At 61.9% G+C, this 16,786-nt stretch carries 10 protein-coding genes and 1 pseudogene; 6 read left to right on the top strand and 5 right to left on the bottom strand.

Annotation, left to right across the window (positions count from 1 at the left end; all coding sequences use genetic code 11):
- Positions 1–225: 225 nt before the first annotated feature.
- Complete coding sequence (locus JFU04_RS01660; protein ID WP_201143404.1) at positions 226–1,503, top strand: O-acetylhomoserine aminocarboxypropyltransferase/cysteine synthase family protein; 1,278 nt, start codon at positions 226–228, stop codon at positions 1,501–1,503.
- Here JFU04_RS01660 and JFU04_RS01655 read toward each other — a convergent pair.
- The 3 genes from JFU04_RS01655 to putP form a co-directional block, all read right to left on the bottom strand.
- A complete protein-coding gene (locus JFU04_RS01655) occupies positions 1,489–2,214 on the bottom strand; it encodes a DUF4123 domain-containing protein (RefSeq protein WP_201143403.1) in 726 nt (241 codons plus the stop codon). The genes JFU04_RS01660 and JFU04_RS01655 overlap by 15 nt on opposite strands.
- Complete coding sequence (locus JFU04_RS01650; protein WP_201143402.1) at positions 2,214–4,244, bottom strand: type VI secretion system Vgr family protein; 2,031 nt, start codon at positions 4,242–4,244, stop codon at positions 2,214–2,216. The genes JFU04_RS01655 and JFU04_RS01650 overlap by 1 nt, the downstream gene beginning before the upstream one ends.
- Before the next feature lie 204 nt (positions 4,245–4,448).
- Entirely contained in the window at positions 4,449–5,933 is a 1,485-nt protein-coding gene (gene putP / locus JFU04_RS01645; RefSeq protein WP_065900004.1) for a sodium/proline symporter PutP, read from the bottom strand.
- Between the two features lie 462 nt (positions 5,934–6,395).
- Between putP and putA the strand changes: the two genes are divergently transcribed.
- A complete protein-coding gene (putA, locus tag JFU04_RS01640; protein WP_201143401.1) occupies positions 6,396–10,349 on the top strand; it encodes a trifunctional transcriptional regulator/proline dehydrogenase/L-glutamate gamma-semialdehyde dehydrogenase in 3,954 nt (1,317 codons plus the stop codon).
- A gap of 179 nt (positions 10,350–10,528) precedes the next feature.
- Positions 10,529–12,331, top strand: a complete 1,803-nt coding sequence (locus JFU04_RS01635) for an acyl-CoA dehydrogenase (RefSeq protein ID WP_201143400.1) — start codon at positions 10,529–10,531, stop codon at positions 12,329–12,331.
- A gap of 3 nt (positions 12,332–12,334) precedes the next feature.
- Here the strand turns inward: JFU04_RS01635 and JFU04_RS01630 are convergent, their stop codons facing one another.
- Positions 12,335–12,628, bottom strand: a complete 294-nt coding sequence (locus JFU04_RS01630) for a cell division protein ZapA (protein ID WP_065899998.1) — start codon at positions 12,626–12,628, stop codon at positions 12,335–12,337.
- Positions 12,625–12,855 (bottom strand): hypothetical protein, encoded by a 231-nt coding sequence (locus tag JFU04_RS01625; RefSeq protein ID WP_012721849.1) that lies wholly within the window; start codon positions 12,853–12,855, stop codon positions 12,625–12,627. Before JFU04_RS01625 ends, JFU04_RS01630 begins: the two co-directional genes overlap by 4 nt.
- Before the next feature lie 277 nt (positions 12,856–13,132).
- On the opposite strand from JFU04_RS01625, the pseudogene JFU04_RS30510 reads away from it, so the two are divergent.
- The 3 genes and pseudogenes from JFU04_RS30510 to JFU04_RS01615 form a co-directional block, all read left to right on the top strand.
- A pseudogene (locus tag JFU04_RS30510) lies at positions 13,133–13,855 on the top strand (MCP four helix bundle domain-containing protein); the annotation flags it as partial.
- Positions 13,856–13,885: 30 nt separating this feature from the next.
- On the top strand, positions 13,886–14,758 hold the full coding sequence (locus JFU04_RS30505; RefSeq protein WP_370694346.1) for a methyl-accepting chemotaxis protein: 873 nt from the start codon (positions 13,886–13,888) through the stop codon (positions 14,756–14,758).
- A gap of 240 nt (positions 14,759–14,998) precedes the next feature.
- Complete coding sequence (locus JFU04_RS01615) at positions 14,999–16,741, top strand: potassium/proton antiporter (RefSeq protein ID WP_065899995.1); 1,743 nt, start codon at positions 14,999–15,001, stop codon at positions 16,739–16,741.
- The last annotated feature ends 45 nt before the right edge of the window (positions 16,742–16,786 follow it).

The raw sequence follows: 16,786 nt of genomic DNA, 5'->3' as shown, positions 1-16,786 counted from the left end.
TACCTTCTACACGGGCAAAGGTGCAGGGCTGCGTGTCGGGCGGTGCTTATGTCGCAAACGCAGGCATACCCCCGAAAACAATCTAATGCCCCCGGTGGGCGCGGGCTTGCCCGCGACGCAAGTGACGCGGTATTACCCGTAGTGCGCGGTGATGCCATCGCAGGCAACCAGCCCTCAGCGTTCTCGACGGGGGCATCCAGGAATCCAAGGAGGTCAATAACCATCATGAAAGACGCCACCCTTGCACTGCACCACGGTTTCAAGTCGGACCCGACCACCAAGGCCGTCGCCGTGCCGATCTACCAGAACGTCGCCTTCGAATTCGATAACGCCCAACACGGCGCCGACCTGTTCAACCTGGATGTGCCCGGCAATATCTACACACGGATCATGAACCCCACCAACGATGTGCTGGAACAACGCATGGCGGCCCTCGAAGGCGGGATCGCCGCCCTCGCCGTCTCGGCTGGCAGCGCTGCAATCCACTATGCGATCCAGACCCTGACCCGTGCCGGTGACAATATCGTCACCACCCCGCAGCTGTATGGCGGCACCTACACCCTGTTCGCCCACCTGCTGCCCAGCTTCGGCGTGGACGTGCGCTTCGCCCGCAACGACTCCGCCGAGGCCATTGCCGAACTGATCGACGACAACACCAAGCTGGTCTACTGCGAAAGCATCGGCAACCCGGCAGGCAATATCATCGACATCGAAGCCCTGGCCGACGTCGCTCATGCCCGTGGCGTACCGCTGATGGTCGACAACACCGTGGCCACGCCGATCCTGTGCAAGCCGATCCAGTTCGGCGCCGACATCGTGGTGCACTCGGTAACCAAATACGTGGGTGGCCACGGCAATTCCCTGGGCGGCGTGATCGTCGACAGCGGGACGTTCCCGTGGACGAAATACGCGGATAAATTTCCCGGCCTCAACCAGCCCGAGCCGGCCTATCACGGCGTGGTCTACACCGAGAAATTCGGCCCTGCCGCTTTTATCGCCCGCGCCCGTACCGTGCCCTTGCGCAACACCGGCGCCGCCCTTGCGCCGATGAATGCGTTCCTGCTGCTGCAAGGCCTGGAAACCCTGGCCCTGCGCATGGAGCGCCACACCGAGAACGCGCTGAAAATTGCGCAGTTCCTGCAAGGCCATGCCGACGTGGAGTGGGTCAGCTACGCAGGCCTGCCGGATCACCCGCACCATGCGCTGGCGCAGAAATACATGCAGGGCAAACCGTCGGCGATCCTGTCCTTCGGCTTGAAGGGCGGTTATGAGGCCGGCGTGCGTTTCTACGATGCGCTGCAGATCTTCAAGCGCCTGGTGAACATCGGCGACGCCAAATCCCTGGCCTGCCACCCAGCCTCCACCACCCATCGGCAAATGAACGAGCAGGAGCAGGCCAAGGCCGGCGTGAAGCCGGAGATGATCCGCCTGTCAGTCGGTATCGAGGCGATCGAAGACCTGGTCGAGGACCTGCAACAGGCACTCGACTCAACCCGACTCTGAAACCAGGTAGTCGGCCAGCGCCTCGTGGCTGATCTGCGCACGGCGCACACAATAGGTGACCTTGTGCCGCAGGGTCGCCGGCGTAAACGCCGTGTACACGTCCGGGCGCTGTTCTTCGAGCCATTGCAGCAGGTTGTCGACCAGAATGTGCGGCGGTTGCGCTGCCAGATGCTCCAGTACTGGCGCAGGCACCCGACACCAGGGGCAGGGGTTGGCCTCGGTCACGGGCCCCGGTACTACCGCCAGCGGCTGGCCATTGATCAGATACCGCTGGAACACTGGTAGCACCTTTCCCGCCTCATCGCCCAATGCCTGCAAGATCGGGTGAAACTGAGCCCCGTCCCAGAAGCGCAAAAACACCTCCTGATTATCGGGCAGGTACACCTTGGTCAGGCCTTGCAGGTGCGCAAGCACGGTCTCCAGCGGGCTGGACGATATCGCCAACCACCCCCAATCCGTGGCGGCGCTGGCAGCAATCCAATCGAGGAAAGCGCTACCCGGCTCGACAATGCCCACATAAGGCATGACCTCATCCCAGTCGGCGTAGGCGGTGCCGGCCCACACGGAGTGCGGCAGATTCCCGGCCGCCATGGCTTGCCAGGCAGCATACGGCTTGGCCTCGCTGGCACTGCCCAACACCGCGAAAAGCCGCTCATGGGCAAGCAAAGGGTATTCGGCCAACCAGGCGCCAGGCGTCAAATGTGGAGGCATCAGGCTGGACTCCTTGCCCGGGGGGATTGACCGGCCAGGTCGCACTGGCCGTTCTTGCATCGCTCGCACTCCTCGCAAAAGGGTGCGCTGCGTTTCAGGCTGGCTATCTGCACACGACTTAATGGCGCGGCAATCACTGCGAGCAATGTCTCCTTCACACCCGGCAGCAACGGTGCGGCCGCCGCAGCGGGAGCACCGCCCAGTTGAATCGGCACGCTGCTGAATATGCCGCCCGAGGACAGCGTGATCGATTGCCCGCCCGCCTGAATCGTCACACTCGCACCGGCATCGATAACCACACTCTGCCCCGCGCCGATCTGAATGGTTCGCCCGGCCCGCATCTGCTGCGAGCCGCCGACCACCAGGTGATCGTCCTGCTTGAGTTCAGTCAGCCGATTGCCATGGGTGATGCGTTGTTCTTCGCCCTGCAGTTCATGGTGCGATTCACCACCCACCCTCACCCGCCGCCGGTTATCCACCTGCACCTGCTGATCATGCAGCACATGCTGGGTCCAATCCCGCTGGGCACGCAGGTAGATTTCCTCGGCGCCCTTGCGATCTTCAATGCGCAACTCGTTATAGCCGCCCCCACCGGGGCTGCTTTGGCTGCGGAAAATGCTGCGGGTCTTTTCCGCGGGCAGGTCGAGGGGCAACGTCGTCGCCGCGTTGGGCACGCACCCCATCACCAGCGGCATGTCCAAGTCGCCATTGACGAAACCCACCAGCACCTCCATGCCGACCCTGGGGATCAACACCGAGCCATAGCGGTCATGCGCCCAGCCACTGGCGACCCGCAGCCAGCAACTGGAATGCTCGTCATGTTCACCGCCGCGATCCCAGGCCAGTTGCACCTTGACCCGCCCGTATTCGTCGCAATGGATCTCACTGTCGGCGGGGCCGGTGACCACGGCACTCTGATAACCCGAAATAATCGGGCGCGGCTGCTCAGGCAATGGCGGGCGAAAGATCACCTCCCACGGCGCGGCAACAAACTCATTGCGATAACCCTGGCGAAACGCTGTGCCAGACACCGCCGTAACAGCCTCTTCCAACACCTGCGGTTGCTTGCCTTCATGCGTGACCTCGCGCACCAGCCACACATCATTCCAAGCCTCGCGCGGGTGCCCGCTCAGCCTGAGGAACCGACCACTGGCCAGCGCCGGCACATCACCGCTGCCATGGGCCAGCTGGTAATCACTGCGATGACGCTCCAGCCCACGCTGCGCCAGGTATTTGCCATGTGCACGGTCGTTGAAATGGCCGGGGAAAACCTGTTGCTCAAGCGTGGGAAGCTGCTCGCCGGCGGCCGCACTCTCCAGGGTGAGGCGCGGTTTTTGAAAGTCATAGTCGCGTAGATTGACCGACGTGGTACGCGTGGCCAAGCGCACGGCAAACCGCTTGATTGCCGGCGCCTCAGCCACCATTCCGGAGCCGGGCGCATACGGCGTGGACTGTTCAGCCTGGGCAAACACCGTCTGGTCATCGCCAAAGACCAGCAAATGCGCTTCGGGCGAATGCTGGAAGTGATAGTGAATCCCCACCTCCGCACATAGCCGCTGAATGAACGCCAGATCGGTCTCGCCGAACTGCACGCAATACTCGCGCGGTGGGTAAGTACCACTCAGGCTGAACTGGAATTGGTCGCTCTGGATGCCCTGCCCCACCAATACCCGCGACACAATCTGCGGCACCGTCTGCTGCTGGAAGATCCGCTGGTGGCTGCTGTGCTGCAGGTACGCCAGCTGCGGCACCAGGCTGAGCTGATAGCGCGTGAGGCGTCGCCCGGAATCGCCCTGTGCCACGCGGCAGACCAGGCCATGCACCCCGCGTCCCTGGGCATCGAAGCCAAGGTACACCTGGCGATGCAGCAAGCTTTCCAGCTCCAGGTCAGGCTGCTCGCTGACCAGCTCAAGGTCAAAACAATAGGGCTGGCTGATGGCTTCGGTGCCGTGAAACTCGAACACCTTGAGCTCACTCGGCACCCCATCCAGGGTCAGGGTAAAGGCACTTTGATTGGCAGGAGCGAACATCCGGTGTTTCTCTGCGAGGGGTAGGCGGCAGATTCTGCACCACTGCTCCACGCTAAAGAGCATGCTCACTGCAAATCAGTAAAACCCTACATAGGTGCGTCAGAATCTTCTTTGGCTCGTCTGAAATCACACGCAAAAAAAGGCCCGCCATCCGTAGGATGCGGGCCTTTTCTTTAACTCATCAGGCGCTCAGCGCCCGGCGAATTACTTGTTGAGGTTGTAGTCTTTTTCCGCAGCATCAAAACGCTCGATCATGCCGGCGGTCGGTGCGCCCAGCTTGCTGACGAAGTAGATCGCCAGGCTGGCGAAGATGAAGCCTGGGATAATTTCGTACAGGCCGAGCAATTCGAAGTGCTTCCACACGATTACGGTGATCGCGCCGACCAGGATCCCGGCCAGTGCGCCGTTGCGGGTCATGCCTTTCCAGATCACCGAGATCAGTACTACAGGACCGAATGCGGCACCGAAGCCGGCCCAGGCATAGCTCACCAGGCCCAGCACACGGTTGTTCGGGTTGGCAGCCATGGCGATAGCGATCAGCGCCACTACCAGCACCATGGCGCGACCGACCCACACCAGCTCGACCTGGGAAGCATTTTTGCGCAGGAAGGTCTTGTAGAAGTCTTCGGTCAGCGCGCTCGAACATACCAGCAGCTGGCAGCTCAAGGTGCTCATGACCGCTGCCAGGATGGCCGACAGCAACACGCCCGCAATCCATGGGTTGAACAGCAGCTTGGCCAGCTCAATGAACACACGTTCGTGGTTCTCGTTGACCGGGCCGGCCACTTCCGGGTGCGCCGAGAAGTAGGCGATACCGAAGAAGCCCACCGCCACGGTGCCGCCCAGGCACAGGATCATCCAGGTCATGGAGATGCGACGCGCATTGGCAATCGACTTCACCGAGTCCGCTGCCATGAAACGCGCGAGGATGTGCGGCTGGCCGAAGTAACCCAAGCCCCAGCCCATCAGCGAGATAATGCCGATGAAAGTGGTGTTCTTCAGCATGTTGAAGTTGTCGGGGTTCTTGGCTTCGATCGCCAGGAAGGTGGTGTCGACGCCACCGGTGGCCAGCAGCACGATGATCGGCGTGAGGATCAGCGCGAAAATCATCAGCGTGGCTTGTACGGTGTCGGTCCAGCTCACCGCCAGGAAACCACCCACAAAGGTGTAGGCAATCGTCGCAGCCGCTCCGGCCCACAGCGCAGTCTCGTAGGACATGCCGAAGGTGCTTTCGAACAGGCGGGCGCCGGCCACGATGCCGGAAGCGCAATAGATAGTGAAGAACACCAGGATCACCACCGCAGAGATGATCCGCAGCAGGCCGCTTTTATCTTCGAAACGGCTGGAGAAGTAGTCCGGCAGGGTCAGGGCGTCGCCGTTGTGCTCGGTCTGTACCCGCAGGCGACCGGCCACGAACAGCCAGTTGAGGTAGGCACCGACGATCAGGCCGATGGCGATCCAGCTTTCCGACAGGCCGGACATGTAGATCGCGCCCGGCAAGCCCATCAACAGCCAGCCGCTCATATCCGAAGCACCGGCCGACAGGGCAGTGACCACGCTGCCGAGGCTGCGACCGCCGAGGATGTAGTCGGAAAGGTTGTTGGTGGAGCGATAGGCCATGAAGCCGATCAGCACCATTGCTGCGATGTAGATCACAAACGTGATCAGGGTGGGATTACTAACGCTCATATGAGTGACGCCCTGGCTTTGTTTTTATGTAGCAGCGGTCTCGCGGACGGCTACCCCATTGCTAGTTGGGAAGACGAACCGGTGTGCCGCGCATTTATGACTGACGTTTCCCCAGGAAAGCCGTCAGCCGATGAACCGAACCGTGAAGGTGGTTGCACCTTGGGCGCGAATGCTATTCAACAAAGCAAATAAGGTGCAACCAGTTTCTTGAGAATAAGTTGCACCTAGGTGTGTATTGCAGCAATCAGCGCGTTTTTGCTCCTTTTCGGAGCAAGAACAGCCGATCTCAGAAGCAAATGCACCAACTCGCAGCGAATTCCGTCGAGGGCCAGATTTTTTCCCGATCACGATCGAAAAATTCATGAAGAAAATGGGTTGCACCCGGTTGCACCTCTGCAGGCGCAAAGCTAATCTTGCCGCCAGCTGATGCCACTCGGTAGTGGCACCCATGAGGATAAAAAAATGGCTACGACCACCCTTGGGGTCAAACTCGACGACCCGACCCGCGAACGCCTGAAGGCCGCCGCGACCTCGATTGATCGCACGCCGCACTGGCTGATCAAGCAGGCGATTTTCAATTACCTGGAGAAACTCGAGGGTGGTGCAACCCTGACCGAGCTGAATGGCTTGAGCAGCAAGGACGCAGATGACGCCGGCGAAGTCCAGGCCGACCACGCCCACCAGTGCTTCCTGGAGTTTGCCGAGAGCATCCTGCCGCAATCCGTGCTGCGCGCCTCGATCACCGCCGCTTACCGTCGCCCTGAGCCGGAAGTGGTGCCGATGCTGATCGAACAGGCCCGCCTGCCGCAGTCCATGGCCGAAGCCACCAACAAGCTGGCCGCCTCGATTGCCGAGAAACTACGTAATCAGAAGAGTGCCGGCGGCCGTGCCGGTATTGTTCAGGGCCTGCTGCAGGAATTTTCCCTGTCGTCCCAGGAAGGTGTCGCACTGATGTGCCTGGCCGAAGCGCTGCTGCGCATCCCGGACAAGGGCACCCGCGACGCGCTGATCCGCGACAAGATCAGCACCGGCAACTGGCAGCCGCACCTGGGCAACAGCCCGTCGCTGTTCGTCAACGCTGCCACCTGGGGCCTGTTGCTGACCGGCAAACTGGTCGCCACGCATAACGAAGCAGGCTTGACCTCGTCCCTGAGCCGCATCATCGGCAAGAGCGGCGAACCGATGATCCGCAAGGGCGTCGACATGGCCATGCGCCTGATGGGCGAGCAGTTCGTCACCGGCGAAACCATCGCCGAAGCCCTGGCCAACGCGAGCAAGTTCGAAGCCAAGGGCTTCCGCTATTCCTACGACATGCTCGGGGAAGCCGCCCTGACCGAACACGATGCCCAGAAATACCTGGCCTCGTACGAACAAGCCATCCACTCGATCGGCAAAGCCTCTCACGGTCGTGGGATTTATGAAGGCCCAGGCATCTCCATCAAGCTGTCGGCCTTGCACCCGCGTTACAGCCGTGCGCAATACGAGCGCGTGATGGACGAGCTGTACCCGCGCCTGCTGTCCCTGACCCTGCTGGCCAAGCAATACGACATCGGCCTGAACATCGACGCCGAGGAAGCCGACCGCCTGGAGCTGTCGCTGGATCTGCTCGAACGCCTGTGCTTCGAACCACAGCTGACCGGCTGGAACGGCATCGGCTTTGTGATCCAGGCCTACCAGAAACGTTGCCCGTATGTGATCGACTACGTTATCGACCTGGCCCGCCGCAGCCGCCATCGCCTGATGATCCGCCTGGTGAAAGGCGCGTACTGGGACAGCGAAATCAAGCGCGCCCAGGTTGAAGGCCTGGAAGGCTATCCGGTCTACACCCGCAAGGTGTACACCGACGTTTCCTACATCGCCTGTGCACGCAAACTGCTGTCGGTGCCGGAAGTCATCTACCCGCAGTTCGCCACGCATAACGCCCATACCTTGTCGGCCATCTACCATATCGCTGGTCAGAACTATTACCCCGGCCAGTACGAGTTCCAATGCCTGCACGGCATGGGAGAGCCACTGTACGAGCAAGTTGTAGGCAAGGTCTCCGACGGCAAACTGAATCGTCCGTGCCGCGTGTACGCACCGGTCGGCACCCACGAAACGCTGCTGGCGTACCTGGTGCGTCGCCTGCTGGAAAACGGCGCCAACACCTCGTTCGTCAACCGGATTGCCGACCAGTCCATCTCGATCCAGGAGCTGGTGGCCGATCCAGTGGCCAGCATCGAGCAGATGGCGACGCTGGAAGGCGGCTTCGGCCTGCCGCACCCGCGTATCCCGCTGCCCCGCGACCTGTATGGCAGCGACCGCGCCAACTCGGCCGGCATCGATCTGGCCAACGAACACCGTCTGGCGTCGCTGTCCTGCGCGTTGCTTGCCACCGCGCACAACCACTGGAAAGCCGCGCCGATGCTCGGTTGCGCCTCCAGCGACCAGCCTGCTGCACCGGTGCTGAACCCGTCCGACCTGCGTGATGTGGTCGGTCACGTCCAGGAAGCCACCGTCGAAGACGTCGACAACGCCATCCAGTGCGCCATCAATGCCGGCCCGATCTGGCAGGCCACCCCGCCCGCCGAACGCGCCGCGATCCTGGAACGTGCCGCCGACCTGATGGAAGGCGAGATCCAGCCACTGATGGGCCTGCTGGCTCGCGAAGCCGGCAAGACCTTCGCCAACGCCATCGCCGAAGTGCGCGAAGCCGTGGACTTCCTGCGCTACTACGCGGTACAGGCACGCAACGATTTCACCAACGACGCCCACCGCCCACTGGGTCCGGTGGTCTGCATCAGCCCGTGGAACTTCCCGCTGGCAATCTTCAGTGGCCAGGTCGCTGCCGCACTGGCTGCCGGCAACCCGGTACTGGCCAAGCCTGCCGAGCAAACGCCGCTGGTGGCGGCCCAAGCCGTGCGCATCCTGCTTGAAGCCGGTATTCCGGAAGGCGTGCTGCAACTGCTGCCGGGCCAGGGCGAAAGCGTCGGTGCGCGCCTGGTCGGCGATGAACGCGTCAAAGGTGTGATGTTCACTGGTTCCACCGAGGTCGCGCGCCTGCTGCAACGCAATGTCGCCGGCCGCCTGGATGCCCAGGGCCGTCCGATCCCGCTGATCGCCGAAACCGGCGGCCAGAACGCGATGATCGTCGATTCTTCGGCGCTGACCGAGCAAGTGGTCATCGACGTAGTGTCCTCGGCCTTCGACAGTGCCGGCCAGCGTTGCTCGGCCCTGCGTGTCCTGTGCCTGCAGGAAGATTCGGCAGACCGCGTGATCGAAATGCTCAAGGGCGCCATGGCTGAATGCCGCCTGGGCAACCCGGAGCGCCTGTCCGTGGACATCGGCCCGGTGATCGACGCCGAAGCCAAGGCCGGCATCGAGAAACACATCCAGGCCATGCGCGACAAAGGCCGCAACGTGTACCAGGTGGCCATTGCCGACGGCGAAGAGATCAAGCGTGGCACCTTCGTGATGCCGACCCTGATCGAGCTGGAAAGCTTCGACGAACTGCAACGCGAGATCTTCGGCCCGGTGCTGCACGTGGTGCGCTACAAGCGCAAAGAGATCGACCAGCTCATCGCGCAGATCAATGCGTCCGGCTATGGCCTGACCCTGGGCGTGCACACCCGTATCGACGAGACCATCGCCAAGGTGATCGACAACGTCAATGCCGGTAACGTCTACGTCAACCGCAACATTGTTGGTGCCGTGGTTGGCGTGCAGCCGTTCGGCGGCGAAGGCCTGTCGGGCACCGGCCCGAAAGCCGGTGGTCCGCTGTACCTGTACCGCCTGCTGTCGACCCGTCCTACCGATGCCATCGAACAATCCTTCGTGCGTGGCGACGCACTGGCTGCACCGGATGTCCGTTTGCGCGACGCCATGAGCCAACCGCTGACCGCCCTGAAAACCTGGGCGGACAGCAATCAGTTCAGCGACCTGAGCGCCCTGTGCAGCCAGTTCGCCGCGCAATCGCAAAGCGGTATCACCCGTCAACTGGCTGGCCCGACTGGCGAGCGCAACAGCTACGCCATCCTGCCCCGCGAGCACGTGCTGTGCCTGGCGGACGTAGAAGGCGACCTGCTGACTCAACTGGCGGCGGTGCTGGCTGTTGGCGGATCTGCGGTATGGCCGGAAACCGACCTGACCAAGGCCTTGTTCCCACGCCTGCCGAAGGAGATTCAGGCGAAGATCAAGCGCGTGGCCGACTGGACCAAGGATGACGTGGTGTTCGACGCCGTCCTGCACCACGGAGATTCCGATCAACTGCGTGCGGTGTGCCAGCAAGTGGCCCAGCGTGGCGGGGCGATTGTCGGGGTGCATGGTCTGTCGCAAGGCGAGACCGCGATTGCACTGGAACGCCTGGTGATTGAGCGGGCGTTGAGCGTTAACACCGCTGCAGCAGGCGGTAACGCCAGCCTGATGACCATCGGCTAAACCTTCTAAGCTGCAAGCTACAAGCTACAAGCTACAAGCAGCTTGAGGCTTGTAGCTTGCGGCTTGAAGCTTGCGACTTGTAGCTGAAGCTTGTGTCCTCCCATCACCCCCATCTATGTTCCTTCCCCCTTTTTTTCAGCGCTTCTAGACTGCGGCATACTTTTCAAAGGTAAGCCGCCATGTCCGAGACGCTGCTCAGTTCCCGCAATCTGGCTTTCGAGCTGTATGAAGTCCTCGATGCCGAGGGCCTGACGCAGCGCGAGCGGTTTGCCGAGCACAATCGCGAAACCTTCGATGCAGCCATCAGCACGGCGCGCAGCATTGCCGAGAAGTACTTCGCACCGCACAACCGCAAGAACGACGAAAACGAACCACGCTACGAAGACGGCAAGGCCATCCTGATTCCGGAAGTGAAACCAGCGGTGGATGCCTTCCTCGAAGCCGGCTTCCTCAACGCGGCGCGCAGTTTCGAAGCGGGCGGCATGCAACTGCCCACCCTGCTGTCGCAGGCCTGTTTCGCGCATTTCCAGTCGGCCAACGCCGCGTCCACGTCGTATCCGTTCCTGACCATGGGTGCCGCCAACCTGATTGAAAGCTTCGGCACCGAGGAGCAGAAACAACGCTTCCTGCAGCCGATGATTGAGGGCCGCTTCTTCGGCACCATGGCCCTTACCGAGCCACATGCCGGTTCATCCCTGTCGGATATTCGTACACGCGCAGAGCCAGCGGCTGACGGTAGCTATCGACTCAAAGGCAATAAGATCTTCATCTCCGGCGGCGATCATCCGCTGTCGGAAAACATCGTGCATATGGTGCTGGCCAAGCTGCCGGACGCGCCGCCTGGGGTGAAGGGCATTTCGCTGTTTATCGTGCCCAAATTCCTGGTCAACGACGACGGCAGCCTGGGGGAACGCAACGACGTGTTGCTGGCGGGGCTGTTCCACAAGATGGGCTGGCGCGGCACCACGTCCACGGCGCTGAATTTCGGCGATAACGGCCACTGTGTCGGCTATCTGGTGGGCAAGCCGCATCAGGGCCTGAGCTGCATGTTCCAGATGATGAACGAGGCGCGCATCGGCGTGGGCATGGGCGCGGTCATGCTCGGTTATGCCGGCTACCTCTATTCCTTGGAGTACGCCCGCGAGCGTCCGCAGGGACGCCTGCCGGACAGCAAGGATCCGACCACCGCACCGGTCTCGATCATTCAGCACGCGGACATAAAACGCATGCTGCTGACCCAGAAATCCTACGTTGAAGGCGCCTTCGATCTGGGCCTCTACGCCGCGCGGCTGTTCGACGACACCACCACCCTGGAAACCGAAGCCGAGCGCAAGCACGCCCACGAACTGCTGGACTTGCTGACCCCGATCGTCAAATCCTGGCCCTCGGAGTTCTGCCTCAAGGCCAACGAACTGGCGATCCAGATTCTCGGCGGCCACGGCTACACCCGTGAATACCCGGTAGAACAGTACTACCGCGATAACCGCCTGAACCCCATCCATGAAGGCACCCATGGCATCCAATCCCTGGATTTGCTCGGGCGCAAGCTCGCACAGAACGGCGGGGCGGGCTTGAAGCAACTCATCAGACTGATCGCCGAAACCGGTGCGCGTGCTCAGCAATACCCAAGCCTCACCCCACTCAGGGAACCGCTGGAGCACTTGGTGAGCCGCCTGCAAAGCGTGACCATCGGCCTGCTGACGGATCTCGCCCACGGCAAGGTCAACAGCAGCCTGGCGAATTCGGCGCTGTACCTGAAGGTATTCGGGCATACGGTGATTGGCTGGCGCTGGCTGGAACAGGCGATTCGCGCCGAGGAAGGCTTGGCCAAGGGCATGGCGGCGGATGTGGCCTTCTATAAAGGCAAGCTCCAGGCCGCTCGGTACTTCCTGACCTGGGAAGTACCAAGCTGCCATCATGAACTGGCGATTCTCGAAGCACGTGATGACACGTGCCTCGGCATGCAGGATGAGTGGTTCTGACCCCTAAGGTTGTCCGATCACCTTGGAAATCACATCGACCGTGGCGCTGACTTGCTCTTGGTAACGGTCGAGTTCCTGCTGGTGAGCCTGCTGCATTTCGATCTGCTCGGCGCACAGGTTAAGCGCCGCCAGCACCAGTAGCTTGTCACCGATCAGGGTCGGGTACTTTTTCTTGGTGGTGGCCAGGGATGCCTTGAGCATGGTCACGGCGTGCATCAGGGTTTTGTCCTCCCCTGCCGGTGCCTTGATCGAGTAATCCTCTCCGAGAATCGAAACGACCTTTATCCCTTCATTCATGCGCTGACAGGCCCTGCGCTCACGCGCTCAACCAACGCCTGGATACGCGCGGCGGTGGCGCCATGCTTTTCTTCCTGTTCCATCAGGTTCAATTGCAGGCTGTCGTTCTCATCCTTGGCGCGAGCCAGTTCGGCCTTGAGGGATTCGTTGCTGCCCAGTAGATCCTGATTCTGCTGTACCAGGTCGCTGACCAGTTGTTCCAGTTGGCTGAGGGATGCTTCTAACATTTTGATTTCTCGGGCTTTTTCAAAGGGCGGTGACGATAAAGAAAATTCACCTCGGATGCCAGGGTTATCCCCGGCGCGCAGCCCGTTTTTTAAGGGCCGGGCCACGCTTTCGAGCCTTAGTGACTGCATTTCCCCCATCTGGTTCCTGAATCAGCGCAACCCCTCGTCAGGTGCGACAAAAACGCACAGCGCCCTTTAGACTTTAGTCGTACGTCCGATAGAGAGGGACACCCCGTCTCATGACCGCACGGATCGCGCTTCTCCCCAGGATTTCCGCATGTCGCTTCGTAATATGAATATTGCTCCGAGGGCCTTCCTCGGCTTCGCGCTGATTGGTGCCCTGATGTTGTTTCTCGGTGTGTTCGCCCTGAACCAGATGAGCAAAATCCGTGGCGCAACCGAAGACATCACGCTGTCCAGCGTGCCGAGCATTCGCGCCCTGGATGAGTTCACCCAACTCACTTTGCGCCTGCGGGTCCTGTCCTATCGCTTGCTGACCAACCGCGAGCCGGAGGTGCAGCAAAAAACCCTCGAGGCTTTCGAGCTGCGCAACCAGCAGATCCGCACGGCCCAGGCGGTCTACGAGAAGCTGATCGAGAGCAGCGAGGAGCGTTCGACCTACGACGAATACGTGCGCCTGCTCGGCCAGTACCATCAGATCGAAGAGCGCATGAAAAGCCTGTCGCGCGCCAACCAGGTGGACGAGTTGCGCAGCCTGCTCAACACCGAACTGCTGAGCAACTCCGAGCAGGTCAACGCGGTGCTCACGCGCCTGCTGGACATAAATAACAAGATGGCCCTGGCCACCAACCAGCAAGCCGAAGACCAGTATGACCTGGCCTTTGATCTGGTGGTGGGCCTGCTGGTGATCGCCACAGCGCTGACCCTGCTGTTCGCCTGGCTGCTGACCCGCAGCATCACCTTGCCGATTTCCCAGGCATTGGGCGCCGCTGAAGAAATCGCCGAAGGCAACCTGACGCGGCCGATCAAGATTGACGGCAACGACGAAGCCGGGCGCCTTTTGGCGGCCATGGCCAAGATGCAGGACAAGCTGCGCGACACCCTGCAGCGTATCGCCGGCTCCGCCACCCAGCTGGCATCGGCGGCTGAAGAGCTGAACGCCGTCACCGACGAAAGCGCCCGCGGCCTGACCCAGCAAAACAACGAAATCGAACAGGCCGCCACGGCCGTGAACGAGATGACCAGCGCCGTCGAAGAAGTCGCGCGCAATGCGGTGAGCACCTCCGAAGCCTCGCGCAATGCCACCACTTCCGCCGGCGACGGGCGTGACCTGGTACAGGAAACCGTCAGCGCGATCGAGCGCATGAGCGGCGACGTGCAAGCCACCGCTACCTTGATCGGCGACCTGGCCAATGAGTCCCGGGATATCGGCAAGGTGCTGGACGTGATTCGCGGCCTGGCCGACCAGACCAACCTGCTGGCCCTCAACGCCGCCATTGAAGCCGCGCGTGCCGGGGAAGCCGGCCGTGGCTTTGCCGTGGTTGCCGATGAAGTGCGCGCCCTGGCCCACCGTACCCAGCAGTCCACCAGCGAGATCGAACGGATGATCGGCAGCATCCAGGCCGGCACCGAGCACGCGGTGGACTCGATGCGCAACAGCACCGAACGTGCGGAATCGACACTCAACATCGCCAAGGGCGCGGGGATGTCGCTGGACACCATCAACACCGCCATCGTGGAGATCAACGAGCGCAACCTGGTGATCGCCAGCGCGGCGGAAGAGCAAGCGCAAGTGGCGCGGGAAGTGGACCGTAACCTGGTGAACATCCGTGATTTGTCGGTGCAATCCGCCACCGGTGCCAGCCAGACAAGTGCGGCGAGCAGTGAGCTGTCGCGCCTGGCGGTGGATTTGAATGGGATGGTGGGGCGGTTCAGGCTCTGAACCAAAGCCCTCCTGGCAGCGCTGATCCCTTGTGGGAGCTGGCTTGCCTGCGATGCAGGCACCTCGGTGAATCAGGCTCACCGAGGCGATGCTATCGCAGGCAAGCCAGCTCCCACATTTGATCTTCATCGCGCTACAAAACCTTTTTGACAGCGCAGCAATTCAACAGGTTAGAATCGCTGGCACGCAGACTGCATGGTCAGTTTGCGCCCCGTCTTGTTTACTCATGGAGTACTGCCTTTGAATGCGACGACCATCAACAGCCTGTTCTTGATCGGCGCGTTGCTGGTGGGTGCAAGCATTCTGGTGAGTTCCCTTTCGTCCCGCCTGGGCATCCCGATCCTGGTGATCATCCTGGCCGTGGGCATGGTCGCCGGCGTCGATGGCGGCGGCATCATTTTCGATAACTACCCGACCGCCTACCTGGTGGGCAACCTCGCGCTGGCCGTGATCCTGCTGGACGGCGGCCTGCGTACACGGGTCGCAAGTTTTCGCGTGGCGTTGTGGCCGGCGTTGTCGCTGGCCACGGTCGGGGTGCTGATCACCACCGGCCTCACCGGCATGGCCGCGGCCTGGCTGTTTGACCTCAATATCATCCAGGGCCTGTTGATCGGCGCCATCGTCGGCTCCACGGACGCCGCGGCAGTGTTCTCGCTGCTGGGCGGCAAGGGCCTGAACGAGCGGGTCACCGCCAGCCTGGAAATCGAGTCCGGCAGCAACGACCCGATGGCGGTGTTCCTCACCGTTACCCTGATCGACATGCTTGCCAGCGGCCAGACCGGCCTGCACTGGAGCCTGCTGACGCACCTGGTGCGCGAGTTCGGCATCGGCGGCATCGTCGGCCTGGGCGGCGGCTGGCTGATGCTGCAGATGGTCAACCGCATCAACCTGGCGACGGGCCTGTACCCGATCCTGGTGATCGCCGGCGGCCTGGTGGTGTTCGCCCTGACCAACGCCCTGCACGGCAGCGGCTTCCTCGCCGTGTACCTGTGCGGCCTGGTAATCGGCAACCGCCCGGTGCGCAGCCGTCATGGCATTTTGCATATGCTCGACGGCATGGCCTGGCTCGCGCAGATCGGCATGTTTTTGGTGCTGGGCCTGCTGGTCACGCCCCACGACTTGCTGCCGATCGCCCTGCCGGCGCTGGGCCTGGCGCTGTGGATGATCCTGTTCGCGCGGCCGCTGTCGGTGATGGTCGGCCTGCTGCCGTTCAAGGCGTTCCATGGCCGCGAAAAAGCCTTCATCGCCTGGGTCGGCCTGCGTGGCGCGGTACCGATCATCCTGGCGGTGTTCCCGCTGATGGCCGGCCTGCCGCATGCGCAGCTGTACTTCAACCTCGCCTTCTTTATCGTGCTGGTGTCATTGCTGGTGCAGGGTACCAGCCTGCCGTGGGTGGCCAAGCTGCTGAAAGTGACGGTACCGCCGGACCCTGCGCCCATCTCGCGCGCGGCCCTGGAAGTGCACGTCACCAGCGAGTGGGAACTGTTCGTCTACCGCCTGGGTGCGGAAAAATGGTGCATCGGCGCAGCCCTGCGCGAGCTGAAAATGCCCGAAGGCACGCGGATCGCCGCGCTGTTCCGTGGCCAGCAACTGCTCCATCCGTCGGGTAGTACGGTGCTGGAAGTCGACGACCTGCTCTGTGTGATCGGCCACGAACACAACCTGCCAGCCCTGGGCAAACTGTTCAGCCAGGCACCGCAACGCGGCCTGGACCTGCGCTTCTTCGGCGACTTCGTGCTCGAAGGCGACGCCCAGCTGGGCGCGGTTTCCGCCCTGTACGGCCTCAAGCTCGAAGGCATCGACCCGGACATGCCACTCAGCCGCTTCATCACCCAGAAAGTCGGCGGCGCGCCGGTGGTGGGCGACCAGGTGGAATGGAACAACACCATCTGGACCGTCGCGGTCATGGACGGGAACAAGATCGGCAAAGTCGGCGTCAGATTCCCCGAAGGAAGTCGCCCGGGTCCCGGACTCTTCCTCTAAACTGCGGGGCGACAACGCCCCGATTCTTCACCTTGCTCGACCGGT

The sequence above is a fragment of the Pseudomonas sp. TH21 genome (genome assembly GCF_016651025.1).
GTDB lineage: Bacteria > Pseudomonadota > Gammaproteobacteria > Pseudomonadales > Pseudomonadaceae > Aquipseudomonas > Aquipseudomonas aylmerensis.
This window is presented reverse-complemented; position numbering and strand designations above follow the sequence as displayed.